The sequence below is a fragment of the Pseudomonas sp. YL2 genome, from assembly GCF_023063025.1.
GTDB classification, from domain to species: Bacteria; Pseudomonadota; Gammaproteobacteria; order Pseudomonadales; family Pseudomonadaceae; genus Aquipseudomonas; species Aquipseudomonas putida_A.
On the sequence record NZ_JAJSLU010000005.1, the window covers coordinates 186531 to 211312 of the forward strand.

Here is a 24782-nt window from a genome sequence, read left to right on the forward strand (position 1 = left end):
GGGGGGGGGGGGGGTCGCCGGGGTAAGGGGGGGTGGGGGCGAGATTGGGTTCTGCCCCCCCCCCCGCCGGCGGGGGAAAGCCCGCTCCCACAAGGGGTTTTGTGTTGGGTCATGGTGATCGGTAGGCGAATGCCTTTAAACTGCGCCCCATGATTAAAGATCCCTTTGCAAGACTTGGCCTGGACCGTGAAGTCCTGACCGTCAGCCAGCTCAACGGCCGCGCGCGGGTGTTGCTCGAAGACGTGTTCAGCAACATCTGGGTCGAAGGCGAAATCTCCAACCTCGCGCGCCCGGCGTCCGGTCACGTGTATTTCACCCTCAAGGACAGCGGTGCGCAGGTGCGTTGCGCGCTGTTCCGCAATAATGCGGCGCGGGTGCGTCAGGCGCTGAAGGACGGTCTGGCCGTGAAGGTACGCGGCAAGGTCTCGCTGTTCGAAGGACGTGGCGACTACCAACTGATTCTCGACACCGTGGAGCCGGCCGGTGACGGCGCGCTACGCCTGGCCTTCGATGCACTGAAGGAAAAGCTCAGCGCCGAAGGTCTGTTCAGTGCCGAACGCAAAGTGCCGTTGCCGGCGCATCCGCAACGCATCGGCATCATCAGCTCGCCGACCGGCGCGGTGATTCGCGACATCATCAGCGTGTTCCGCCGGCGGGCGCCGCAGGTGCAACTGACGCTGATCCCGACTGCCGTGCAGGGCCGTGAAGCCACGGCGCAAATCGTCCGCGCGCTGAAAATGGCCGACGCCCGTGGTTTCGACGCGCTGATCCTCGCCCGTGGCGGTGGTTCGCTGGAAGACCTCTGGTGCTTCAACGAAGAAGCCGTGGCCCGCGCGGTCGATGCCTGCGTGACGCCGATTGTCAGCGCCGTCGGGCATGAAACCGACGTGTCGATCAGTGATTTCGTGGCTGACGTGCGCGCCCCAACGCCCTCTGCTGCCGCTGAGCTGTTGGCCCCGGATTCGAGTCACCTGATCCGTCAGGTCGAAAGCCTGCACCGGCGTCTGGTGATGCGCATGCGCGACCGGCTGATGCGCGATCGTCTGCGCCTCGAAGGCATGGCCCGCCGTCTGCGCCATCCCGGAGAACGCCTGCGTCAGCAAGCGCAACGCCTGGATGACCTGGACATGCGCATGCGCCGGGCGTTCGAACGCCAACTGAATACCCGCCGCGAACGCCTGATCCGCCTGGAAACCCGCCTCGCCGGGCAACATCCGGGACGCCAATTGGCGATGCTGCGCCAGCGCCTCGACAGCCTCGCCGAACGCCTGCCGCGAGCCATGCGCGAAGGCCTGAAAAGCCGTCGCCTGCAACTGCACAGCCAGATGCAGACGCTGCATGTGGTCAGTCCGCTGGCGACTCTCGGCCGTGGCTACAGCATTCTGCTGGATGAGCGCGGGCACGCGATCCGTAATGCCGCGCAGACCCACACCGGCCAACGCCTGAAGGCCAGACTGGGCGAAGGCGAACTGCAAGTGCGCGTCGAGGACAATCACCTGACGCCTGTCACCCTTTCTTTACTGGACTGATCCATGCCGCGTTTTTTTGCTCCGTTATTGTTGCTGTGCCTGACCTCCTTCAACGCCCACGCCGACAGCTACATCACCCGTTTGCTGAACAAACCGGTGCCGGGCGGCGTCGCGGTGGTCGATCTGGGCAGCGCCGCGCAGGCACCAAAAGCCACCTATCAGGGCAAACCGGTGCTGGTGGTGAAAGAACAGAACAACTGGCTGGCGATTGTCGGTGTGCCGCTGACGGTCAAACCCGGCAGCCAGCAGATCAGCAGCGGTGAGCGCAATCTGCCGTTCACGGTTGGCAACAAGAAATACCCGGAACAGCACATCACCCTGAAGAACACTCAACAGGTCAACCCGAACCCGGCCAACCTCAAGCGCATCGAGGGTGAACTGGCCGAGCAGATCAAGGCCTACCGCAGCTTCAGTCCGAACACCCCGAGCAACCTGCTGCTGGACAAACCGGTCAACGGACCATTGTCGAGCAAGTTCGGTGTGCGCCGTTTCTTCAATGGCGAAGAGCGCAACCCCCATGCCGGCCTCGACTTTGCAGTGCCCGCCGGCACGCCGATCAAGACCCCGGCGGCGGGCAAAGTGATTCTGACCGGCAACTACTTCTTCAACGGCAACACGGTGTTTGTCGATCACGGACAGGGCTTTATCAGCATGTTCTGCCACATGTCGAAAATCGACGTGAAGGTCGGCGATCAACTGGCCCGTGGCGCGGTGGTGGGCAAGGTCGGCTCGACCGGCCGGGCGACCGGGCCGCACATGCACTGGAACATCAGCCTGAACGATGCGCGGGTGGATCCGGCGATTTTCATTGGTGCGTTCCAACCGTAATTCCTGATTGAGGCTACCGGCCCCTTCGGGAGCAAGCCCCCTCCCACACTGGATTTGTGTTGTGAACACGATCAACTGTGGGAGCGGGCTTGCTCGCGAAGGCGGCCCATCCCACACCGCAAATACTGCTCACACCCACCCGTTTCAATTGCGCCCCAATCCAACCCCGCGCAAACATCAATAAGATCATCCGCCTAAAGCACAATAAAATCGCGCCGATCGCAGCTTTTCGAGTATTCCTCTCAATTTTTTTCGACTGCTTGCCATCCTCTCCCCTCGCGGTTAGGGTTGAAGGCATGAAAACCTCTCACACCCTTATTCAGCTTCGCCAGCACCGCAGTCTGTGCCTCGTCAGCGCACGACTGCCGGGCTGAATCGCTGCGCCTCGTCCCAAGCGTTTTCCCGAACATTCGTTCCACCGGCAGGCCGCCTCTTTTCGGCCCAGACAATAAGGAATTTCCCGATGAGCATGCTCAAAGACCCGTCTTCGAAATACCGCGCGTTCCCCGTCATCAATCTGCCGGATCGCACCTGGCCGTCGAAAACCATCGACGCCGCGCCGATCTGGTGCAGCTCCGACCTGCGGGACGGCAACCAGTCGCTGATCGAGCCGATGGACGCGGTGAAGAAGCTGCGCTTCTGGAAAACCCTCGTTCAGGTGGGTGTGAAGGAAATCGAAGCCTCGTTCCCGGCCGCTTCGCAAACCGACTTCGACTTCGTGCGTACCCTGATCGAAGAAGGCCACATCCCGGACGACACCACCATTCAGGTGCTGACCCAGGGCCGTGAAGACTTGATCGAGCGCACCTTCGAATCCCTGCGCGGGGCGAAGAAAGCCATCGTTCACCTGTACAACGCCACCTCGCCGTCTTTCCGTCGCATCGTCTTCAACCAGGACAAGGACGGCATCAAGGCCATCGCGGTCAACGCCGCCAAGCTGTTCGTCAAATACGCAGCGATGCAGCCGGACACCGAGTGGACTTTCGAATACTCCCCGGAAACCTTCAGCGCCACCGAGCTGGAGTTTGCCAAGGAAGTCTGTGACGCGGTGATCGAGGTCTGGAATCCGACGCCTGAGCACAAGATGATCCTCAACCTGCCGGCCACCGTCGAATGCGCAACGCCGAACGTCTACGCCGACCAGATCGAATGGTTCGGCCGCAACATCAATCGTCGTGACAGCGTGATCATCAGCCTGCACACCCACAACGACCGTGGCACTGGCGTCGCCGCCACCGAGCTGGGCCTGATGGCTGGCGCGGATCGCGTCGAAGGCTGCCTGTTCGGCAACGGCGAGCGTACCGGTAACGTTGACCTCGTCACTGTGGCACTGAACATGTACACCCAGGGCGTCGACCCTGAGCTGGACTTCTCCGATATCGACGGCGTGCGCAAAGTCGTAGAAGAGTGCAACCAGATTCAGGTGCACCCGCGTCACCCGTACGTCGGCGACCTGGTCCACACCGCATTCTCCGGCTCGCACCAGGACGCGATCCGCAAGGGCTTCGCCCAGCAGAAGCCGGACACCCTGTGGGAAGTGCCGTACCTGCCGATCGACCCGGCCGACATCGGTCGCAGCTACGAGGCGGTGATTCGTGTGAACAGCCAGTCGGGCAAGGGCGGTATCGCCTACTTGCTGGAGCAGGAATACGGCATCAGCCTGCCGCGTCGCATGCAGATCGAGTTCAGCCAGGTCGTGCAGCGGGAAACCGATCGCCTCGGCCTGGAAATGACCGCCAAGCAGATCCACTCGTTGTTGATCAGCGAATACCTGCAAGCCAACACCCCGTACGCGCTGGTCAGCCATCGCCTGCAGGAAGAAAACGGTAACAGCGCCGTCGAAGTGGAAGTGGCAAGCAAGGGTCAGGGCGAAACCAACCTGCACTGGCGCGGCAAGGGCAACGGTGCGCTGGAAGCCCTAGTGGCCGGCCTGCCGATTCCGGTGGAGATCATGGACTACAACGAACACGCGATCGGCGCGGGCACCAACGCCAAGGCCGCCGCGTACATCGAGCTGCGCGTGAATGGCGAGCGTGCGGTGCACGGCGTGGGTATCGATGAAAACATCACTACCGCCAGCTTCAAGGCGCTGTTCAGTGCGCTGAATCGTTCGTTGAGCCAGCCTGAGGCGAAAGCGGCTTAAGCTATCGCTGAAATGCAAAAGGACCCGGAGTGTGGACTCCGGGGCCTTTTTTTTGCCTGCTGGTTTTGTTTTGCCTGGTCTGGCCTCCTCGCGAGGAAGCGCCCGCTCCCACAGGGTATTGCGCTCTACCTGTGGGAGCGGGCTTGCTCGCGAATATCAAGTGAGTTCGAAGGTATCCGCATCCAGATTGGCCGGAAAGCGCTCCCGATACGCCGCCAATGGCGCGGCCTCCAGCACGACCTTGAACACGCCGTCGGCCTCCCCCGCCGCCAGCAATGTCTCGCCCTGGAAATCCAGCACCTGACTGTCGCCGGTATAGGCAAAGCCCTTGCCGTCGGTGCCGATCCGGTTCACTGCCGCAACGTAGCACAGGTTTTCAATCGCCCGCGCCGGCAACAAGCGGTTCCAGTGCAGACGCCGCGCCCCCGGCCAGTTGGCGGTGTACAGCAGCAGATCGGTGTCCTGCGCGTCGCGACTCCACACCGGGAAGCGCAGGTCGTAGCAAATCAGCGGCCGGATGCGCCAGCCCTTGAGTTCGAACTGCACCTGGCGCTCGCCGGGGGTGTAGTGGTTGTGCTCACCGGCCATGCGGAACAGGTGGCGCTTGTCGTAATGCCAGACTTCGCCGTCCGGGCGTGCCCACAGCAGGCGATTGCGATGGCTGCCGTCAGCCGCCTGAATGATCACGCTGCCGGTGACCACGGCATTCAGTTTCGCGGCCTGCTCCTTCATCCATTTGCTGGTCGGGCCATGCTCGGCTTCGGCGAGGGTTTCCGACGCCATGGAGAAACCGGTGGTGAACATCTCCGGCAGGATGATCAGGTCAGCGCCTCGGGCCTGCTCCAGCAGCACCTCGAAGTGCTCGAGGTTGGCCTGACGATCATGCCAGGCCAGGCTGGTCTGGATCAGCGCGAGATTGAGATCGGGCAACGCACTCAGATCACGCATAGTTTTGCCGCTGCCTCGCGCAGCGTCTCCTCGCGTTTGGCGAAGCACAGGCGCACCAGGCGCTGGCCTTCGGGTGGATTCTGATAGAACACCGACACCGGAATACTCGCCACGCCGTGTTCGCGAGTCATCCAGATCGCCATGTCGACGTCGTTCAAGTCAGGGCGGATCTGCGAGTAGTCGACCAACTGGAAATACGTGCCGGTGACGCGGGTGAAGGTAAAGCGCGACGGCGCCAGCAAATCGCAGAACAGGTCGCGCTTGGCCTGATAGAAACCCGGAAGCTCTTCGACGTGTTCCGGGTGCTCGGCCATGTAATCGGCCAGGGCGTATTGCAGCGGGGTGACGCCGCAGAAACTGACGTACTGGTGCACCTTGCGCAGCTCGGCGGTCAGCGCCGGGGGCGCAACCACGTAACCGGTTTTCCAGCCCGTGACGTGGTAAGTCTTGCCGAACGAGCTGACCACAAATGCGCGCTGGTACAGCTCTTCGTGAGCCAACACGCTGACATGCGGCACACCGTCGAACACCAGGTGTTCGTACACCTCGTCGCTGATCAGGTAGATGTCACGACCACGGATCAATTCCGCCAGTTGATCCAGCTCGGCACGGCTGATCAGTGCACCGCTCGGGTTGTGCGGTGTGTTGATGACGATCATTTTCGTGCGCGGGCTGAGGGCCGCGGCGAGCTTGTCGAAATCGATGGAGAAATCGTGCGGGTTCAGTTGCACATGCACGCAGCGGCCGCCCGCCAACTGCGTCGCCGGGTCATAGCTGTCGTAGCACGGGTCGAACACGATGACTTCATCGCCGCTGTGGATAACCGCCTGAATTGCACAGAAGATCGCCTGGGTCGCGCCCGGCGTTACGGTCACTTCGCTGTCGGCATCGACTTTCACGCCATAGCTGCGCGCGATTTTCGCCGCGATTTGCTCGCGCAGCGCCGGCAGGCCGGTCATCGGTGAATACTGGTTATGGCCGCTGGCGATATGCCGACCGACCGCGTCACGCAGGGACTGCGGGCCGTCGAAGTCAGGAAAACCCTGGGACAGGTTGATCGCTCCGGTCTGCGCCGCGAGCTGAGACATCTGCGTGAAAATAGTGATGCCGACATTCGGCAGCTTACTGGTGATCATCGAGGGGTTCCCTGCTCTACACCCGGCTCTGACGGCGGCGCGGGAGAACCCGAGAATAGCCCATCCGGCGCCCATAAAAAAAGGGCGCCCAACTGAGCACCCTTCTTTCATTTATAGCGCAGCAACCTTGTGGCGAGGGGATTCATCCCCGATCGGCTGCGAAGCAGTCGCAAACCCTATGACAGGTATTTGGGGTCGCTTCGCAACCCGTCGGGGATAAATCCCCTCACCACAGGATCACTTCTTGTCGCGGCGCTTCTTGCTGGCTTTCTTGTTGTGCGACATCAAGCGACGCTTCTTGTTGACCTGGCGGTCGGTCAGCGTGTTCTTGTTGCCTTCGTACGGGTTCTCGCCACCTTTGAACTCGATGCGGATCGGCGTACCGACCAGCTTCAGCACACGGCGGTAAGTGTTCTCCAGATAGCGCACATACGACTTCGGCACTTTCTCGATCTGGTTACCGTGGATCACGATGATCGGCGGGTTCGCACCACCCAGGTGAGCGTAACGCAGCTTGATCCGGCGGCTGTTGACCATCGGCGGCTGGTGTTCGCTGACCGCGTCTTCGAGAATCTGCGTCAGGCGGCTGGTCGGCCAGCGGGTAACCGCAGACTTGAACGAGTTCTGCACCGAGGCGTAGAGGTTGCCCACGCCAGTGCCGTGCAGCGCCGAGATGAAGTGAATGTCGGCGAAGTCGACGAAGAACAGCCGACGCTGCAGCTCGACCTTGACGAAGTCACGCTCGCTCGGGGTCATGCCGTCCCATTTGTTGATCGCGATCACCAGCGCACGACCGGCTTCGAGGGCAAAGCCCAACAGGTTAAGGTCGTGATCGACCACGCCTTCGCGGGCGTCCATCACGAAGATCACCACGTTGGCGTCTTTGATCGCCTGCAGGGTTTTGACCACGGAGAACTTTTCGACTTCTTCGTGGATCTTGCCGCGCTTGCGCACACCGGCGGTGTCGATCAGCGTGTACTTCTCGTCGTTACGCTCGAACGGGATGTAGATACTGTCGCGGGTGGTGCCTGGCTGGTCGTAGACGATGACCCGGTCTTCACCGAGCATGCGGTTGACCAGGGTCGACTTGCCGACGTTCGGACGGCCGATGATGGCGATCTTGATCCCGTCTTTTTCGCTCGGGCCAGGAATGCGCTTGGCTTCCTCACCCTCGGCGACGATCTCTTCCTCTTCGCCTTCCTGCGGCTCGTCTTCGTCACGCGGGAAATCGCTCAGTGCCGCTTCCAGCAGTTGAGTGATACCACGGCCATGAGCACCGGCGATCGGGATCGCGTGGCCCATGCCCAGCGGGGCGAATTCAGCGCGGGCCATTTCCGGGTCGATGTTGTCGACCTTGTTGGCCACCACGTGGGAACGCTTGTTACGCTTGCGCAAGTGTTCGGCGATCATCTGGTCGGCGGCGGTGAAACCGGCCTTGGCATCTACCAGGAACAGCACAACATCCGCTTCTTCAATGGCCAGCAGCGACTGCTCGGCCATTTTTTCGTCCATACCGTGTTCGTCACCGGAGATACCGCCGGTGTCGATCAGAATGTAGGAACGCCCTTGCCACTTGGCCTCACCGTACTGGCGATCACGGGTCAGACCGGACAAGTCGCCAACGATGGCGTCACGCGTCCTGGTCAGGCGGTTGAACAAGGTGGATTTGCCGACGTTCGGTCGGCCCACCAGGGCGATTACGGGAACCATGCGGCTCTCCACTTCGTTATTTCAGAAAATACAAAAGCCGCTGCGAGGCAGCGGCTGGTGCTCGGGGCAACACTGTGGGAGCGGGCTTGCTCGCGAAAAACCGTAGCAGCACCGCGTTTAATCAGGCTGTACGCGTCTTCGTTGAGGCCTTCGCGAGCAAGCCCGCTCCCACAAATGAAGCTGCCTGGGGCGTTAACCCCAAGCATAGTTGTTACTTGATGGTCAGGGCTTCCAGTTTGCCGCTGTTGCCATACACATAGATCGTGTTGCCCACCACCAGCGGACGGGCACGCAGGCCGTCACTGTCGATACGCTCACGACCCACAAAACGACCGTCCACCTGGCTCAACAGGTGCAGGTAACCTTCCATGTCACCAACGGCTACGTAGCTGGAGAACACTTCTGGCGCCGACAGCTGGCGACGAGCCAGCGAGTCGTTGCTCCACAGTGCAGTGGTCGAACGCTCGTCAACGCCTTCAACGGTGCCCGAAGACAGGCTCACGTATACGTTGCCGAAACCCTGGGCGACACCGGCATAGCTCGATGCATCGCGCTGCCACAATTGGCGACCGCTTTGCAGATCGAGTGCCGCGACGCGACCCTGGTAGCTGGCAACGTACAGCGTTTCGCCGGACAGCAGCAGACCGCCGTCGATGTCGACCACGCGCTCCAGTTCCGAACGACCGGTTGGAATCGCGACCCGTTGTTCCCAGACCGGCACGCCGTTGGAAATGTCCAGGGCGACCACTTTACCGGTCGACAGGCCAGCGACCGCGAGGCGGTTGGTCACGACGGGGGCGCTGGTGCCGCGCAGGGTCAGTACCGCAGGGGTGCTGTCGTAGGTCCAGCGACGGTCGCCGGTAGCAGCGTCCAGACCGATCAGACGATCGTCCTGAGTCTGTACCACTACGACGTCACCGTTGTTGGCCGGTGGCGCGAGGACTTCGCTGGAAACCCGGGCGCGCCACTTCTCTTCGCCGTTGATGGCGTCGAGGGCAACGATTTCACCCTTCAAGGTACCGATCGTGACCAGACCGTAACCTACGCCAACGGCACCGGAGACAGGCAGTTCAAGATCCTTTTTCCACTTCACGTCGCCATTGCTGCGATCCATGGCCATCAACACGCCGGTCACATCGGCCGCGTAGATGGTGTCACCATCGATCGCCGGCACCAGCATGTTGTAGGTTTCGCCCTGACCGTCACCGATCGAACGGCTCCACTGCTTTTGCAGAACCACTTCTTCTTTGAAGTCGGTCAGCTCGGCCGGTGGCAGTTCTTTTTTGCTGTTGCTGCTGCAACCCGCGGCCAGAATGGCCAGAGCCAGCAATGCTGCATGCTTCCAACGGATCACGTCACGCATCCCCTTTGGCCAGGTCGTCGAGCTTGATTTGAAGGCCACCGACTGCCGCTTCATCCGACAGTGCCGCCTTGGCTTTTTGATACGCGATGTTCGCCTCGTCGGTACGACCCAACTGAACCAGCAGATCACCCTTGAGTTCTTCGCGAGTGGCCAGGAACGCCTTGTCGGCATCGCCGTCGAGCAGCTTCAGGGCTTCATCGACCTTGTTCTGCGCACCCAGCACCTGCGCCAGACGCTGACGGGCGATTTCGCCCAGCGCCGGGTTGGCCGGTTTGGCAACGATGGCTTTGAGTTCAGTCGCAGCGTCGTCCAGCTTGCCGCTGTCGACCGCTACTTTGGCCACGAACAGGCTGCCGTACTGCGCGTACGCGGTGCCGCCGAATTCGCTGTTGAGCTTGCCGGCCAGATCCGCAACGCGGGCAGCGTCAGGCTTGCCGTCCGGGGTCAGCGTGGTTTCCAGCAGTTGCTGATAGAGCACCGAGGCGCCTTGCGACTGGTTGCTCTGATACTTGTGAAAAGCCTGCCAGCCGAACACGATGACCAGCGCCAACAGGCCGCCAGTGACCAGAGGTTTGCCGTTGCGTGTCCACCAGTCCTTCAAATCCGCCAACTGTTCGTCTTCGGTACTCGACACCCCAATACTCCTTAATCGCTAAATCGGCTGTTTAGACAGCTTCAACCCTGCACGACGCAGGTGGCCAGGTGAGCGGCAAGCGCATCCCAGGCAATGCTTTGTTGTTCGCCCTGGCCACGCAGGGGTTTGAAACCTACCACTTGCTGGGCCATTTCGTCGTCACCCAGGATCAGTGCGTACAGCGCACCGCTCTTGTCGGCTTTCTTGAACTGGCTTTTGAAGCTGCCGGCGCCGGCATTGACTTGCAGACGCAGGTTTGGAAGCTGGTCACGCACACGCTCGGCCAGGGCCAGACCGGCCAGTTCGGCCTCCTCGCCAAAGGCGCAGAGGTAAACGTCGACCTGACGGGAGATTTCTTCCGGGATCTGCTCCAGGGTTTCGAGCATCAACACCAGACGCTCGATGCCCATGGCGAAACCCACGCCTGTAGTCGGCTTGCCGCCCATCTGCTCGACCAGACCGTCGTAACGACCGCCCGCGCAGACAGTGCCCTGGGCGCCGAGCTTGTCGGTGACCCATTCGAATACGGTTTTGCTGTAGTAATCGAGGCCGCGCACCAGTTTCGGGTTGAGCACGTACGGGATGCCAACCGCGTCCAGACGCGCCTTCAGACCTTCGAAGTGCGCACGGGATTCGTCGTCCAGGTAGTCGGCCATCTTCGGCGCATCGACCAGTACCGCCTGAGTGTCGGCATTTTTGGTGTCGAGCACGCGCAGCGGGTTGGTTTTCAGGCGACGCTGGCTGTCTTCGTCGAGCTTGTCGTGGTGCGCCGAGAGGTACTCGACCAGCGCTTCACGATAGCGACCACGGGACTCGCTGGTGCCCAGGCTGTTGAGTTCGAGCTTGACCGCATCACGGATACCCAGCTCGCCCCACAGGCGCCAGGTCATGATGATCAGTTCGGCGTCGATGTCCGGACCGTCGAGGTTGAACACCTCCAGACCGATCTGGTGGAACTGGCGATAACGACCTTTCTGCGGACGCTCGTGGCGGAACATCGGGCCGATGTACCAGAGTTTCTGCACCTGACCACCGCCGGTGATGCCGTGTTCGAGCACCGCACGCACGCACGCCGCTGTGCCTTCCGGGCGCAGGGTCAGAGAGTCGCCGTTACGGTCTTCGAAGGTGTACATCTCTTTTTCGACGATGTCGGTCACTTCACCGATCGAGCGTTTGAACAGCTCGGTGAATTCGACGATTGGCATGCGGATCTGCTTGTAACCGTAGTTATCCAGCAGACGCGCGACAGTGCCCTCGAAATAACGCCACAGCGGGGTCTGTTCGGGCAGGATGTCGTTCATGCCACGAATGGCTTGCAGAGACTTGCTCACTTTAAATCCTTAAATTCATTCGGCTTTCAGTCAGGCTCAGCCGCGCGCGATGACCGCTGCGTCAGCTTCGACCTTCTCGGCCGCTTTCTCGCGGATCAGCTTTTCCAGCTCATCCACCAGATTGTCATTCGTCAGTTTCTGCGACGGCTTGCCGTCGATGTAAATCAGGTTTGGCGTGCCGCCGGTCAAGCCGATATGGGCTTCCTTGGCTTCGCCGGGGCCGTTGACCACGCAGCCGATCACCGCGACATCCAGCGGCACCAGCAGGTCCTCAAGGCGCCCTTCCAGCTCGTTCATGGTCTTGACCACATCGAAGTTCTGCCGCGAGCAGCTCGGGCAGGCGATGAAGTTGATGCCACGGGAACGCAGATGCAAAGACTTGAGAATGTCGTAACCGACCTTCACTTCCTCGACCGGATCGGCCGCCAGCGAGATGCGGATAGTATCGCCAATCCCCTCGGCGAGCAGCATACCTAGGCCCACGGCGGATTTCACTGTGCCCGAACGCAATCCACCGGCTTCGGTGATGCCCAGGTGCAGCGGCTGGACGATTTCTTTCGCCAGCAGACGGTAGGCTTCGACGGCCATGAACACGTCGGAGGCTTTCACGCTGACCTTGAAGTCCTGGAAATTCAGGCGTTCGAGGTGCTCGACGTGACGCAGCGCGGACTCGACCAGTGCAGCCGGGGTCGGTTCGCCGTATTTCTTCTGCAGGTCTTTTTCCAGGGAACCGGCGTTGACGCCGATACGGATCGGAATCCCGCGGTCACGGGCGGCATCGACTACGGCACGCACCCGGTCTTCACGCCCGATGTTGCCCGGGTTGATGCGCAGGCAGTCCACACCCAGTTCGGCGACGCGCAGCGCGATCTTGTAGTCGAAGTGGATGTCCGCAACCAGCGGCACCTTGACCAGTTGCTTGATCCTGCCGAACGCCTCGGCGGCGTCCATGTCCGGTACCGAAACACGGACGATGTCGACGCCGGCCGCTTCCAGACGATTGATCTGGGCGACGGTGGCAGCCACATCATTGGTGTCGCTGTTGGTCATGCTCTGCACAGCGATGGGCGCATCGCCGCCAACAGGTACGTTACCGACCCAGATCTTGCGCGAAACGCGACGTTTGATTGGAGATTCGCCGTGCATGACTTATTGACCCAACTTCAGGCGAGCAGTCTCGCCACTGGTGAACGGAGCGATATCGACCGGTTGGCCGTTGTAGCTGACCTGTGCGGCGCGAGCCACACCCAGACGCACCGCCAGTGGCGGCTTGCCGGAAACTGAAACGCTGTCGCCTTTATGTTTCAGACCGCTGAACAGCACTTTGCCGCGACCATCGGTGACCTGTGCCCAGCAATCGGCGGTGAACTGCAGTTGCACCTGGCCGTCGCCAGCCGCTGGGACAGCTGCTTCTGCGGTCGGCGCAGAGGTAGCCGCTACCACTGGTGCGGTGACCGTCGGCGCTGGTGTGGCCGGGGCATTCGGTGCCGGAGTCGCCACAACCGGGGCCGGTGTATGAACCGGTGCGGCTGGCGTGGTTGCAGCCGGGACGGCGGGTGCGGTGGCCGGAGCAACCGGCTCGGCACCGGTCGATTCAGCGGTGGTTTCCGATTGCGGCAGTGCCAGCGCGGTTGCGCCCTCGGCCTGACCTTCGGCAACGGCCTGGTCTTCCGGCTCGTCGATCGGGTGAATCTGTGTGGTGCCGTCGGCGCCTTCGACTTCAACGTGCTCCGGGGCCAGGCTGGTCACGTCCTTGCTGCGCTGCGAGGTCTGATCCTGCCACCAGACGAAACCGCCGCCGATGACCGCGACCAGCAACAGCAGGCTGACAATACGCAAAATAGTGTGTGAAACCCGCACCGGCTCTTCGATACGGCCCAGCGCATGCACATTGCTGCCTTGGGAGTCGGTACCGGTGGACTGGTCGAATTGCTGAACCAGAACGGTCTGGTCCATGCCAAGCAACTTGGCGTAAGCGCGAATGTAACCGCGAGCGAAGGTATGCCCTGGCAGCTTGTCGAAAGCGCCAGCTTCAAGATTGCTCAGGGAAGTCACGGTGAGGTTGAGCTTGAGGGCCACTTCGGCCAGCGACCAGCCATTGCTTTCGCGGGCCTGGCGCAAAGTCTCACCGGGATTAACGCGAGTCGCTGCTACAACTTCGGGATGCGCCGCTTTCATCATTGCTCCGACAGGTATTGCTGATATTCCGGCGTACCGGGATAGAGTCGTTTTAATTGCAGGCCATAACTGGCGGCCTTGTCGCGATCTTCAAACACTTTTGCCAGCCGAACGCCGAGCAATAGACTACGTGCATTTTGCTCGGTTAGCAGGCTGAAACGGTCGTAATAGTCACGCGCGGGCACATAATGCCTGTCTTCGAAGGACAACTCAGCCATTTCCAGCAAAGCGCGCGGTTGTTGACGGTTCAGCCGCAGGGCTTTTTCCAGTTGCTGCTGTGCCAGATCCCGCTGACCGAGTTTCGAGGCGGTCATGCCGAGGTTCTCGAAGACTCGCGAACGCTCAGGATACAGGGTATCGGCGGCTGCCTGCTCAAAACGCTCGTAGGCTTCCTTGTAACGCTGTTCTTCGTAGAGAAAACTGCCGTAGTTATTAAGGATTCGTGCATCGGTGGGACGCGAGGACAGGGCTTTGCGGAAATGTTCGTCGGCCAGCTTCGGCTCCATTTCGGCCTGGAACACCAGGCCGAGGGCAGCGTTGGCATCAGGATCGGAGCCGTCCAGCTCCAGCGCCTTCTTCAGCGGCACCTTGGCGCGCTCGGTCATCCCTTGCTGCAAGTATCCCAGTCCCAGCTGCACGTAGGCGGCACGCGCTTCGTCGCGGCCCTTGCTGGTCTTCATCGGGTTGTAGTCACCCGACAGGACACAACCAGCACACAGGCTGGCCATCAGCAACAGCAGCGCAAAGCGCAGGGACATAGAGATCCTCTCTTAGTTAGTGTTCGCGGCGTTCTGTGCCAGATCGCTGTCGGCGCTCAACTCGCGCACGGCGATGTAACGTTCACTGCGACGGGTGCGATCCAGCACCTGCCCTACCAATTGACCACACGCAGCGTCGATGTCTTCACCACGGGTGGTGCGGACAGTGACGTTAAAGCCGGCCTGATGCAACTGATCCTGGAACCGACGAATGGCGTTGTTGCTCGGCCGCTCGTAACCGGAATGCGGGAACGGGTTGAACGGAATCAGGTTGATCTTGCACGGAATGTCTTTGAGCAGCTCGATCATTTCCACGGCGTGCTCAAGCTTGTCGTTGACGTCCTTGAGCAAGGTGTACTCGATGGTCAGCACGCGTTTCTCGCCGAGGGCGGACATGTAGCGCTGGCACGACTCAAGCAGCATCTTAAGCGGATATTTCTTGTTGATCGGCACCAATTGGTTACGCAATGCGTCATTCGGTGCGTGCAGGGACAACGCCAGGGAGACGTCGATGTGCTTGGCCAGCTCATCGATCATCGGCACCACGCCCGAAGTGGACAGGGTCACGCGGCGCTTGGAGATCCCGTAACCGAGGTCATCCATCATCAGATGCATGGCGGCCACGACGTTGTCGAAGTTCAGCAGCGGTTCGCCCATGCCCATCATCACCACGTTGGTGATGGCGCGGTCGATGGTGGCGGGAACACTGCCGAAGGATTTGTTGGCAATCCACACCTGACCGATGACTTCGGCGGCGGTGAGGTTGCTGTTGAAGCCTTGCTTGCCGGTGGAGCAGAAACTGCAGTCCAGGGCACAGCCTGCCTGGGACGAAACGCACAGCGTGCCGCGTTTGCCCTGAGGAATGTAGACGGTCTCGACACAGCTGCCGGACGCCACGCGCACCACCCACTTACGGGTGCCGTCGCTGGAAATGTCCTCGCTGACCACTTCGGGACCACGGACCTCAGCAATAGCCTTGAGCTTGTCGCGCAAGGCCTTGCTGACGTTCGTCATGGCGTCGAAATCATCGACGCCAAAGTGGTGAATCCATTTCATTACCTGACCGGCACGGAAACGCTTCTCCCCGATTGAGTCGAAGAATTTTTCCATTTCCGGCTGGGTCAGACCCAGCAGGTTTGTTTTAACAGTCGATGTAGTCATGGATTCACCTTCACTCTTAAAGCAATGCTTAGCGAGTGGTTACTTCAGTAGCTGCGAAGAAGTACGAGATTTCGCGAGCAGCAGCGGCTTCGGAGTCCGAACCGTGAACGGCGTTGGCGTCGATCGACTCAGCGAAGTCAGCACGGATGGTGCCGGCAGCAGCTTCTTTAGGGTTGGTAGCGCCCATCAGCTCACGGTTCAGAGCGATAGCGTTTTCGCCTTCCAGAACCTGAACAACAACAGGACCGGAGATCATGAAAGCAACCAGGTCGCCGAAGAAACCGCGCTCTTTGTGCTCAGCGTAGAAGCCTTCAGCTTCGGCTTTGGACAGCTGCTTCAGTTTCGAAGCTACAACGCGCAGGCCTGCTTTTTCGAAACGAGTGGTGATCTCGCCGATGACGTTTTTTGCAACAGCGTCAGGCTTGATGATGGAGAAAGTACGTTGAACAGCCATGGTGTAACTCCAGAAACGGTAATTTGCGAAAAATTAAACCCGCGAATTATACGCGGGTTCTTGGGTATTGCCTAACCTGCGAGGACGATCAGTCGACTTCATCGATCCAGAGTGCCTGAACCGCTTCCAACACCTTCTCGCCGACACGGCCAGAGGTGTTGTCGAAGTCAGGCAATTCCATGATCCATCGCTGCAGGTCGACGAAATTGACAGAAAGCGGATCTACATCCGGCTTGGCTTCGGCCAATTCTTCTGCAATGCGTTGAACATCATTCCAACCGTAGCTCATGACAGTCTTACCAGTCAGTGCGGCGCTTCGGCCGCATGGTTAAGCGAATATTTCGGAATCTCGACGGTGATGTCTTCTTCACCAACGATAGCCTGACAGGCCAGACGCGATTGCGCCTCCAGACCCCAGGCGCGATCGAGGAAGTCTTCTTCCAGCTCGTCCGCCTCTTCCAGCGAGTCGAAACCCTCGCGGATGATGCAGTGGCAAGTGGTGCAGGCGCAGACGCCACCGCAGGCGCTTTCCATCTCGATGTGGTGTTCGTGAGCCAGCTCGAGAATCGAAGTGCCGGGTTCGGCCTCGACGACCATGCCTTCAGGGCAGAACTTCTCGTGGGGCAGAAAAATGACCTGCGGCATCAGATATCCTCGATTTCATTCAGATTGCGCCCCGACAGAGCGGCTTTCACCGTCAGATCCATGCGGCGGGCAGCAAAAGCATCGGTCACTTGCGACAGACGCTTGGTCTGCTGCTCGATGGCATAACCATCGGTGCCTTTCATCAGTTCGGCCAGTTCCTGCATCTGCAGCTCGATGACCATGCGCTCTTCGGCGTCGAGCAAACGCTCGCCATCAGCCTCCAGAGCGCCCTGCACCGCTTCGATCAGGCGCTGGGCATCAACTTGCTGCTCACGCAGGACGCGGGCGACCTTGTCGTCATTGGCGTGCTGGAACGAGTCCTTGAGCATCTTGGCGATTTCAGCGTCGGTCAGACCGTAGGACGGTTTGACCTGAATACTCGCCTCGACGCCCGAACCCAGTTCGCGGGCAGACACGCTGAGCAGGCCGTCGGCATCGACCTGGAAGGTCACGCGAATCTTCGCCGCACCGGCCACCATCGCAGGAATGCCGCGCAGTTCGAAGCGTGCCAGGGAGCGGCAGTCGCTGATCAGCTCGCGCTCACCCTGCAGCACATGGATCGCCATGGCCGACTGGCCGTCTTTATAAGTAGTGAAGTCCTGCGCACGGGCGACCGGGATGGTGGTGTTGCGCGGAATCACCTTCTCCATCAGCCCGCCCATGGTTTCCAGCCCAAGGGACAGTGGAATCACGTCGAGCAGCAGCAGTTCGCCGCCATCGCGCTTGTTGCCAGCCAGCGTATCCGCCTGGATCGCGGCCCCGATGGCCACCACTTGATCCGGGTCGATTTCCGTCAATGGCTGACGACCGAAGGCTTCGGCGACCGCTTCACGAACGCGCGGCACACGAGTCGAACCACCGACCATGACCACGGCATGCACGTCTTCCAGTTCGATACCGGAATCACGCACGGCGCGGCGGCAGGCTTTCAGGCTGCGAGCAACCATCGGCTCGATCAGCGCATCGAAGGCTTCGCGGGTCAGCTGCGCTTTCCAGTCACCGTAGGCGACTTCAACGCTGGCCGCGTCGGTCAGGGCTTCTTTGGCCGCACAGGCGGTTTGCAGCAGATTGCGTTGTGCGCCCGGGTCGAGATCGGCAGACAGGCCGGCGCTCTCGATAATCCAGCCGGCAATCGCGTGATCGAAGTCATCGCCGCCCAAGGCGCTGTCGCCGCCAGTGGCGAGCACTTCGAATACGCCGCCAGTCAGACGCAGAATCGAAATATCGAACGTACCGCCGCCCAAGTCGTAGATTGCGACCAGGCCTTCGGCGTGTTGATCCAGGCCATACGCCACGGCGGCAGCGGTCGGCTCGTTGAGCAGACGCAGCACATTCAGACCGGCGAGTTTCGCCGCATCCTTGGTGGCCTGGCGCTGAGCATCGTCGAAATACGCCGGAACGGTGATCACCGCACCGACCAGCTCGCCACCCAGGGTCGCTTCAGCACGCTGACGCAGCACCTTGAGGATATCAGCGGAGACTTCGACCGGGCTTTTCGGGCCTTGTACGGTGTCGATGAACGGCATGTGCGATTCGCCGCCGACAAAGCGGTATGGCAGTTGTTCGCCCAATTGCTTGACGTCGGACAAACCACGCCCCATCAGGCGCTTGACCGACAGCACAGTGTTCAAGGGATCGGAAGATGCGGCCAGCTTGGCCGACTCGCCAACCTCGACGCGGTCGGCGTGATAACGCACGGCGGACGGCAGGATGACCTGCCCGTCAGCGTCGGCCAGTGGCTCGGAAAGACCACTGCGCAACGCAGCGACCAGCGAATTGGTAGTGCCCAAGTCGATTCCCACAGCCAGACGACGCTGGTGCGGTTGAGGACTTTGGCCGGGTTCGGCGATCTGCAGTAGGGCCATCGTGATCAGGACTTATCTGTATATCAGGCGTGCGACCGGAGCGGCACTGGGTTAATCGTCGAGGCGCTCTTCTAACTGGCGCACTTCGTAGGTGAGCTTGTCGAGGAACTGCATGCGCCGCATCAGGCGTTCGGCCTGTTCGCGTTGCGCCGCATCATCCCAACAGGCTGCGAAGCTTTCGTTCAACTGTTCCTGAGCCACCTTCAGGCGACGCTTGAATACCGCGACACCGTCGAGATCGGCGCTGTCCTGGAGGTCTTCGAGCTCTTCGCGCCATTGCATCTGCTGCAAGAGAAACTCGGGGTCATGGACCGTGACTTCCATCGGCACTTCATGCCCGCTGATGGTCAGCAGGTAGCGTGCACGCTGGGCAGGACTCTTGAGCGTCTGATACGCATCGTTAAGCCGCGCAGACTGCTCGAGCGCTGAGCGCTGCTCGCGCTCGGAAGCGTCGGCAAAGCGGTCAGGATGAACACCGCGCGCCAACTCACGGTAGCGCGTGGCCAACTGCTCGAGATCCAGGCGAAAGCTCGGTTGCAGCTCGAATAAAGCGAAATGACAAGGAATACCCACGACAAGCCTCAGATGTTGAAGCTTTCGCCGCAGCCACATTCACCGCGTACGTTGGGGTTGTTGAACTTGAAGCCTTCGTTCAACCCTTCCTTGACGAAATCGAGCTCGGTGCCGTCCAGGTAAGCCAGGCTTTTCGGGTCGATGATCACTTTCTCGCCGTGACTTTCGAACACCTGATCCTCGGCAACCACCTCGTCGACAAACTCCAGCACGTAGGCAAGGCCGGAACAGCCCGTGGTGCGAACACCCAGACGAATCCCTTCACCTTTGCCGCGCCCGTCGAGGGAGCGTCGCACGTGTCGAGCAGCCGCTTCTGTCATGCTGATAGCCATCGTTGACTCCTTACTCGTCGCGCAATGCTTAGATCAAGCCTTTCTTCTGCTTGTAGTCGCGAACAGCCGCTTTGATAGCGTCTTCAGCGAGTACCGAGCAGTGGATTTTCACTGGCGGCAGAGCCAGTTCTTCGGCCAGCTGAGTGTTCTTGATGGTCTCGGCTTCGTCCAGCGTCTTGCCCTTCATCCACTCGGTGGCCAAGGAGCTGGAAGCGATTGCCGAACCGCAGCCATAGGTCTTGAACTTGGCGTCTTCGATAACGCCCTGATCGTTGACCTTGATCTGCAGACGCATCACGTCGCCGCACGCCGGAGCGCCGACCATGCCGGTGCCGACATCCGGGTCTTCCGCGTTCATCTTGCCGACGTTGCGCGGGTTTTCGTAGTGGTCGATGACCTTTTCGCTGTAAGCCATGGTGCTTAATCCTCACTCATCAGAGAGTCGCTCTTTAAGCCCTGCAACCTGGGGTCGCAGGGCCGGTTCGCGGCGACTTGAAATCAGTGTGCCGCCCACTCGATTTTCGAAATGTCGACACCGTCTTTGTACATGTCCCACAGCGGCGACAGAGCGCGCAGCTTGGTAACGGCCTCGCAGACTTTCTGCGCGGCGTAGTCGATTTCTTCTTCGGTGGTGAAACGGCCGAAGGTGAAACGGATCGAGCTGTGTGCCAGTTCGTCGTTGCGGCCGAGGGCGCGCAGAACGTACGAAGGCTCCAGGGACGCCGAGGTGCAGGCCGAACCGGACGATACCGCCAGATCCTTGAGCGCCATGATCAGCGACTCGCCTTCAACGTAGTTGAAGCTCAGGTTCAGGTTGTGCGGAACGCGGGCGGTCAGGCTGCCGTTGACGTACAGCTCTTCCAGATGCTCGACCTGCTTGTAGAAGCGGTCGCTCAGGGCTTTGATGCGCACGTTTTCGGCAGCCATGTCTTCCTTGGCTACACGGAACGCTTCGCCCATGCCGACGATCTGGTGGGTCGCCAGCGTGCCGGAACGCATGCCGCGCTCGTGACCGCCGCCGTGCATGGTCGCTTCGATGCGCACACGCGGCTTGCGGCTGACGTACAGCGCGCCGATGCCTTTAGGGCCGTAGGTTTTGTGGGCGGAGAACGACATCATGTCGACTTTCAGCTTCTGCAGGTCAATGTCGACCTTGCCAGTGGACTGAGCCGCGTCAACATGCAGCAGAACGCCCTTGGAGCGGGTCAGTTCGCCGATGGCAGCGATGTCATTGATGGTGCCGATTTCGTTGTTCACGTGCATCACCGACACCAGAATGGTGTCTTCGCGCAGTGCCGCTTCGATCATCGCCGGGGTGATCAGACCGTCTTCAGTCGGCTCGAGGTAGGTCACTTCGAAACCTTCACGCTCCAGTTGGCGCATGGTGTCGAGTACGGCCTTGTGTTCGATCTTGCTGGTGATCAGGTGCTTGCCCTTGGAGCCATAGAAATGCGCCGCACCCTTGATCGCCAGGTTGTCGGATTCGGTGGCGCCGGACGTCCAGACGATTTCACGCGGGTCGGCGTTGACCAGGTCGGCCACCTGACGACGGGCGTTTTCGACGGACTCTTCAGCTTTCCAGCCGAACACGTGGGAACGGGACGCCGGGTTACCGAAGTTTCCGTCGACCAGCAGGCATTCACTCATCTTTTGCGCAACGCGCGGATCGACCGGGGTGGTCGCAGAGTAATCAAGGTAAATCGGCAATTTCATGGACTATCTCCTAAATCAGGCTGGCTGGCGTGCCGCTAGCTCTTTGGCTGTCATTCGACGGCGGACGCTTCAATCTTGTCCAGGCGCGGCGCCTTGCCATTGCAACGACGCTGATCCTGACGCTGGGCCACTTCCTGCACCTCACGGCGAGTTACGAGGTCGGCCAAGCTGATACCGCTGAGAAATTCGTGAATCTGCAGGCTCAGGTCGCACCACAGGTGATGAGTCAGGCAGGTGTCGCCGGAGTGGCAATCGCCCTGGCCCTGGCACTTTGTAGCATCGACCGATTCGTTGACCGCATCGATCACCTGAGCCACCTGGATGCCCTGCATGTCGCGCGACAGCTGGTAACCACCGCCTGGACCGCGAACACTGGAAACCAGGTTACTGCGGCGCAGCTTGGCGAAAAGCTGTTCGAGATAGGACAGGGAAATGCCTTGGCGCTCGGAGATATCGGCCAGGGACACCGGCCCGTGCTGCGCGTGCAACGCCAGGTCAAGCATGGCGGTCACGGCGTATCGGCCTTTTGTAGTCAGTCGCATGGACAATTACCACGGAGTTCGGAATGGGCGGGAGTATGCAATTCCCGAGCATTTAAGTCAACTATAAGACCTAGTGCTTTAGTCGGGTTTACCCGCAAAAGAGCGCGCGCATCATAGCAAAGGCTGGCGGCGTACAGCCAGCGCAACCGCGAGATCGTTCTTCGCGAGCAGGCTCGCTCCCACATTGGAAAGCATCCACCAGCGGGAGCGAGCCTGCTCGCGAAACGCGGCGCCCCGGTTTAGCTGGCCTGGCTCTGATCCTTGCCCTTCACGCAGGCAAAGTCTTCTTCGCGCAGCTCAGGCAGATCTTTCGCACAGTAATTACTGCCCAGATCCTTCAGCGCGCCGCACATCCCTTCCAGCCGTCCATCCACCGCTTGCAGGTGATCGAGCAACTGACCGATGGCACGGGCCACCGGATCGGGCATGTCTTCGCTGACGCCATAGGCATCGAAACCGATCTTCTCGGCCATCGCCTTGCGCTTGGCGTCCTGCTCTTCATCGGTTTTGACGATGATCCGCCCCGGAATCCCCACTACTGTAGCGCCCGGCGGCACTTCCTTGGTCACTACGGCGTTGGAGCCGACTTTCGCGCCAGCCCCCACCGTGAATGGCCCGAGTACTTTGGCACCAGCCCCCACGACAACCCCATCACCCAGCGTCGGGTGGCGCTTACCCTTGTTCCAACTGGTGCCGCCGAGGGTTACGCCCTGATAAATGGTCACGTCATCGCCGATCTCGGCGGTTTCACCAATGACGATGCCCATGCCGTGGTCAATGAAAAAGCGCCGACCAACTTTGGCACCCGGATGAATTTCGATCCCGGTCAACCAACGACCGAAGTTCGACACCAGCCGCGCCAGCCATTTCAGCTCGTTGCGCCACAGCATCCCGGCCAGGCGATGAATCCAGATTGCATGCATGCCGGGGTAGCAGGTCAGGACTTCAAAAGCGTTACGCGCCGCCGGGTCTCGATGGAATACGCTCTGGATATCTTCACGCAAACGCTCAAACATCATTCAGTCCTTCCGCTTAAGAAGCTCACCACGGGCCGCTTTTTGGGTTTCCGTGAGGATGCCACGCAAAATATTCATTTCCGCCCGGCTGACCGAGCTGCGTCCGTACAATCGGCGCAGGCGCGCCATCAAGTGCCTTGGCTTTTCCGGATCGAGGAATTCGATGGCAACCAGCGTCTGCTCCAGATGCTCGTAAAAGCGCTCCAGCTCATCCATGGTCGCGAGCTCGGCGCTTTTCACCGAGGCCACTTCTTCTTTCTCGATCTTGGTCGGCTGCCCTTGAGCGGCCAGCCAGGCCATGCGCACTTCGTAGCTCAACACCTGCACCGCCGCCCCGAGGTTCAACGAGCTGAACTCAGGATCGGAGGGGATGTGCACGTGAAAGTGACATCGCTGCAGCTCCTCGTTGGTCAGGCCGGAGTCTTCACGACCGAATACCAAAGCGATTTGCGCGCCCTGCCCCGCCTCCTCGACCACCTTGCTCCCGCATTCGCGGGGATCGAGCAGCGGCCAGGGAATGCGCCGGTCACGAGCGCTGGTGCCGAGCACCAGATTGCAGCCGACCAAAGCGTCTTCCAGAGTGGCGACGACTTGGGCGTTTTCAAGGATGTCACCGGCACCGGAAGCACGCGCATCGGCTTCGTGGTGCGGAAACAACCGCGGTTCGACCAGCACCAGCCGCGACAGACCCATGTTTTTCATGGCGCGCGCGGCCCCGCCGATGTTGCCGGGGTGGCTGGTATTGACCAGGACGACACGAATGTTCTGCAGCAAGGGAGGCGCTCTCGGACACAGGAAAGGGGTGCAAATCTTACAGAACAGCCTACCGTTAAGCTATGAAAGCGAACAGCGACCTTCACCTGAAGAAAAGTTCTGATAGAATGCGCGGCTTTCTTTAACAACCTTAGGTGACACATCCATGCAGCCCATGCTGAATATCGCGCTGCGCGCCGCCCGCAGCGCCAGTGAACTGATCTTCCGCTCCATCGAGCGCCTGGATACCATCAAGGTCGACGAAAAAGACGCCAAGGATTATGTATCCGAGGTCGATCGCGCCGCCGAACAGAAAATCATCGATGCTCTGCGCAAGGCTTACCCGAATCACTCGATCCAGGGCGAAGAGACCGGCATGCACGTCGGTAACGGCATCGAAGGCGAAGAGTACCTGTGGATCATCGATCCACTGGACGGCACCACCAACTTCCTGCGTGGCATTCCTCACTTTGCTGTCAGCATTGCCTGCAAATACCGTGGTCGCCTGGAGCACGCAGTGGTTCTGGATCCGGTTCGCCAGGAAGAATTCACCGCCAGCCGTGGTCGCGGCGCTCAACTGAACGGTCGTCGTCTGCGCGTCAGCGGTCGCACCAGCCTCGACGGCGCTCTGCTGGGCACTGGCTTCCCGTTCCGTGATGACCAGATGGACAACCTCGACAACTACCTGGGCATGTTCCGCGCCCTGATTGGCCAGACTGCCGGCATCCGCCGCGCCGGCTCCGCCAGCCTGGACCTGGCCTACGTGGCTGCCGGTCGTTTCGACGCGTTCTGGGAATCGGGTCTGTCCGAGTGGGACATGGCTGCAGGCGCCCTGCTGATTCAAGAAGCTGGCGGCCTGGTGAGCGACTTCACCGGCGGTCACGATTTCCTTGAAAAAGGCCACATCGTTGCCGGCAACACCAAATGCTTCAAGGCAGTACTGACGGCGATCCAGCCGCACCTGCCGGCTTCGCTGAAGCGCTAAGCTTCCGGCGAAACGCAAAAAGCACCCTTCGGGGTGCTTTTTTTATGCCTGCGATTTCAGCTTCCACTCGAATCCACTGTGGGAGCGGGCTTGCTCGCGAAGGCGGCGCGTCAGCCAACATTAATTCTGGATGGTAGACCGCATTCGCGAGCAAGCCCGCTCCCACAGGGTCTTTGTGGTGAGGC

25 protein-coding genes are annotated in these 24782 nt (G+C 60.5%); 4 read left to right on the plus strand and 21 right to left on the minus strand.

From position 1 onward, the window contains the following. Positions 1 to 149 precede the first annotated feature (149 nt). The 3 genes from xseA to leuA all read left to right on the plus strand — a co-directional run bounded on the left by xseA (position 150) and on the right by leuA (position 4500). Positions 150 to 1529 (plus strand): exodeoxyribonuclease VII large subunit, encoded by a 1380-nt coding sequence (gene xseA / locus LVD08_RS10020; RefSeq protein ID WP_108183714.1) that lies wholly within the window; start codon positions 150 to 152, stop codon positions 1527 to 1529. 3 nt (positions 1530 to 1532) lie between these two features. Beyond that, positions 1533 to 2357, plus strand: a complete 825-nt coding sequence (locus tag LVD08_RS10025; protein WP_247268054.1) for a peptidoglycan DD-metalloendopeptidase family protein — start codon at positions 1533 to 1535, stop codon at positions 2355 to 2357. A gap of 463 nt (positions 2358 to 2820) precedes the next feature. Continuing rightward, positions 2821 to 4500: a 2-isopropylmalate synthase gene (leuA, locus tag LVD08_RS10030; protein WP_027612129.1), complete on the plus strand. Its 1680-nt coding sequence runs from the start codon at positions 2821 to 2823 to the stop codon at positions 4498 to 4500. A 156-nt stretch (positions 4501 to 4656) separates the two neighbouring features. On the opposite strand, the gene LVD08_RS10035 is transcribed toward leuA, so the two are convergent. The 21 genes from LVD08_RS10035 to trmJ all read right to left on the minus strand — a co-directional run bounded on the left by LVD08_RS10035 (position 4657) and on the right by trmJ (position 23633). Next, positions 4657 to 5448, minus strand: a complete 792-nt coding sequence (locus tag LVD08_RS10035; protein ID WP_247268055.1) for an amidohydrolase — start codon at positions 5446 to 5448, stop codon at positions 4657 to 4659. After that, the gene (locus LVD08_RS10040) at positions 5436 to 6584 is read right to left on the minus strand and encodes a pyridoxal phosphate-dependent aminotransferase (protein WP_247268056.1); all 1149 of its coding nucleotides are present in this window, start codon (positions 6582 to 6584) and stop codon (positions 5436 to 5438) included. Before LVD08_RS10040 ends, LVD08_RS10035 begins: the two co-directional genes overlap by 13 nt. 237 nt (positions 6585 to 6821) lie before the next feature. Further along, positions 6822 to 8294 carry a ribosome biogenesis GTPase Der gene (der, locus tag LVD08_RS10045; RefSeq protein WP_041071834.1) on the minus strand — a complete coding sequence of 491 codons (1473 nt, stop codon included), beginning with the start codon at positions 8292 to 8294 and terminating at the stop codon, positions 6822 to 6824. 211 nt (positions 8295 to 8505) lie between these two features. Then, positions 8506 to 9657: an outer membrane protein assembly factor BamB gene (bamB, locus tag LVD08_RS10050; protein ID WP_095136893.1), complete on the minus strand. Its 1152-nt coding sequence runs from the start codon at positions 9655 to 9657 to the stop codon at positions 8506 to 8508. Beyond that, the gene (locus LVD08_RS10055; RefSeq protein ID WP_247268057.1) at positions 9650 to 10291 is read right to left on the minus strand and encodes a tetratricopeptide repeat protein; all 642 of its coding nucleotides are present in this window, start codon (positions 10289 to 10291) and stop codon (positions 9650 to 9652) included. The genes bamB and LVD08_RS10055 overlap by 8 nt, the downstream gene beginning before the upstream one ends. A gap of 41 nt (positions 10292 to 10332) precedes the next feature. Further along, positions 10333 to 11622: a histidine--tRNA ligase gene (gene hisS, locus LVD08_RS10060; RefSeq protein WP_027612134.1), complete on the minus strand. Its 1290-nt coding sequence runs from the start codon at positions 11620 to 11622 to the stop codon at positions 10333 to 10335. Between the two features lie 36 nt (positions 11623 to 11658). Next, positions 11659 to 12768 (minus strand): flavodoxin-dependent (E)-4-hydroxy-3-methylbut-2-enyl-diphosphate synthase, encoded by a 1110-nt coding sequence (gene ispG, locus LVD08_RS10065; RefSeq protein ID WP_007964434.1) that lies wholly within the window; start codon positions 12766 to 12768, stop codon positions 11659 to 11661. A gap of 3 nt (positions 12769 to 12771) precedes the next feature. After that, positions 12772 to 13800 carry a RodZ domain-containing protein gene (locus LVD08_RS10070; RefSeq protein WP_247268058.1) on the minus strand — a complete coding sequence of 343 codons (1029 nt, stop codon included), beginning with the start codon at positions 13798 to 13800 and terminating at the stop codon, positions 12772 to 12774. Then, positions 13800 to 14558 carry a type IV pilus biogenesis/stability protein PilW gene (pilW, locus tag LVD08_RS10075; protein ID WP_007964430.1) on the minus strand — a complete coding sequence of 253 codons (759 nt, stop codon included), beginning with the start codon at positions 14556 to 14558 and terminating at the stop codon, positions 13800 to 13802. Before pilW ends, LVD08_RS10070 begins: the two co-directional genes overlap by 1 nt. A 12-nt stretch (positions 14559 to 14570) precedes the next feature. Continuing rightward, the gene (gene rlmN / locus LVD08_RS10080; protein ID WP_003227893.1) at positions 14571 to 15719 is read right to left on the minus strand and encodes a 23S rRNA (adenine(2503)-C(2))-methyltransferase RlmN; all 1149 of its coding nucleotides are present in this window, start codon (positions 15717 to 15719) and stop codon (positions 14571 to 14573) included. Between the two features lie 28 nt (positions 15720 to 15747). After that, positions 15748 to 16173 (minus strand): nucleoside-diphosphate kinase, encoded by a 426-nt coding sequence (gene ndk, locus LVD08_RS10085; RefSeq protein ID WP_007964426.1) that lies wholly within the window; start codon positions 16171 to 16173, stop codon positions 15748 to 15750. A gap of 88 nt (positions 16174 to 16261) precedes the next feature. After that, positions 16262 to 16462 carry a Fe-S cluster assembly protein IscX gene (iscX, locus tag LVD08_RS10090; RefSeq protein WP_103367342.1) on the minus strand — a complete coding sequence of 67 codons (201 nt, stop codon included), beginning with the start codon at positions 16460 to 16462 and terminating at the stop codon, positions 16262 to 16264. A gap of 14 nt (positions 16463 to 16476) precedes the next feature. Then, the gene (gene fdx / locus LVD08_RS10095) at positions 16477 to 16818 is read right to left on the minus strand and encodes an ISC system 2Fe-2S type ferredoxin (protein ID WP_007964424.1); all 342 of its coding nucleotides are present in this window, start codon (positions 16816 to 16818) and stop codon (positions 16477 to 16479) included. Beyond that, a complete protein-coding gene (hscA, locus tag LVD08_RS10100) occupies positions 16818 to 18683 on the minus strand; it encodes a Fe-S protein assembly chaperone HscA (protein ID WP_247268059.1) in 1866 nt (621 codons plus the stop codon). Before hscA ends, fdx begins: the two co-directional genes overlap by 1 nt. Positions 18684 to 18734: 51 nt before the next feature. After that, the gene (gene hscB, locus LVD08_RS10105) at positions 18735 to 19256 is read right to left on the minus strand and encodes a co-chaperone HscB (protein WP_003227901.1); all 522 of its coding nucleotides are present in this window, start codon (positions 19254 to 19256) and stop codon (positions 18735 to 18737) included. A gap of 8 nt (positions 19257 to 19264) precedes the next feature. Continuing rightward, positions 19265 to 19588 carry an iron-sulfur cluster assembly protein IscA gene (iscA, locus tag LVD08_RS10110; protein WP_003227904.1) on the minus strand — a complete coding sequence of 108 codons (324 nt, stop codon included), beginning with the start codon at positions 19586 to 19588 and terminating at the stop codon, positions 19265 to 19267. Between the two features lie 28 nt (positions 19589 to 19616). Continuing rightward, complete coding sequence (gene iscU / locus LVD08_RS10115) at positions 19617 to 20003, minus strand: Fe-S cluster assembly scaffold IscU (RefSeq protein WP_003227907.1); 387 nt, start codon at positions 20001 to 20003, stop codon at positions 19617 to 19619. Between the two features lie 83 nt (positions 20004 to 20086). Continuing rightward, positions 20087 to 21301 (minus strand): IscS subfamily cysteine desulfurase, encoded by a 1215-nt coding sequence (locus tag LVD08_RS10120; RefSeq protein ID WP_007964423.1) that lies wholly within the window; start codon positions 21299 to 21301, stop codon positions 20087 to 20089. Between the two features lie 50 nt (positions 21302 to 21351). After that, positions 21352 to 21843: a Fe-S cluster assembly transcriptional regulator IscR gene (gene iscR, locus LVD08_RS10125; protein ID WP_007956690.1), complete on the minus strand. Its 492-nt coding sequence runs from the start codon at positions 21841 to 21843 to the stop codon at positions 21352 to 21354. A 239-nt stretch (positions 21844 to 22082) separates the two neighbouring features. Further along, the gene (gene cysE / locus LVD08_RS10130) at positions 22083 to 22859 is read right to left on the minus strand and encodes a serine O-acetyltransferase (protein ID WP_003227913.1); all 777 of its coding nucleotides are present in this window, start codon (positions 22857 to 22859) and stop codon (positions 22083 to 22085) included. A gap of 3 nt (positions 22860 to 22862) precedes the next feature. Continuing rightward, entirely contained in the window at positions 22863 to 23633 is a 771-nt protein-coding gene (trmJ, locus tag LVD08_RS10135; RefSeq protein ID WP_027612138.1) for a tRNA (cytosine(32)/uridine(32)-2'-O)-methyltransferase TrmJ, read from the minus strand. Between the two features lie 145 nt (positions 23634 to 23778). On the opposite strand from trmJ, the gene suhB reads away from it, so the two are divergent. Further along, positions 23779 to 24597, plus strand: coding sequence for an inositol monophosphatase family protein (gene suhB / locus LVD08_RS10140; protein WP_247268060.1), 819 nt, complete (start codon positions 23779 to 23781; stop codon positions 24595 to 24597). Positions 24598 to 24782: the final 185 nt, after the last annotated feature.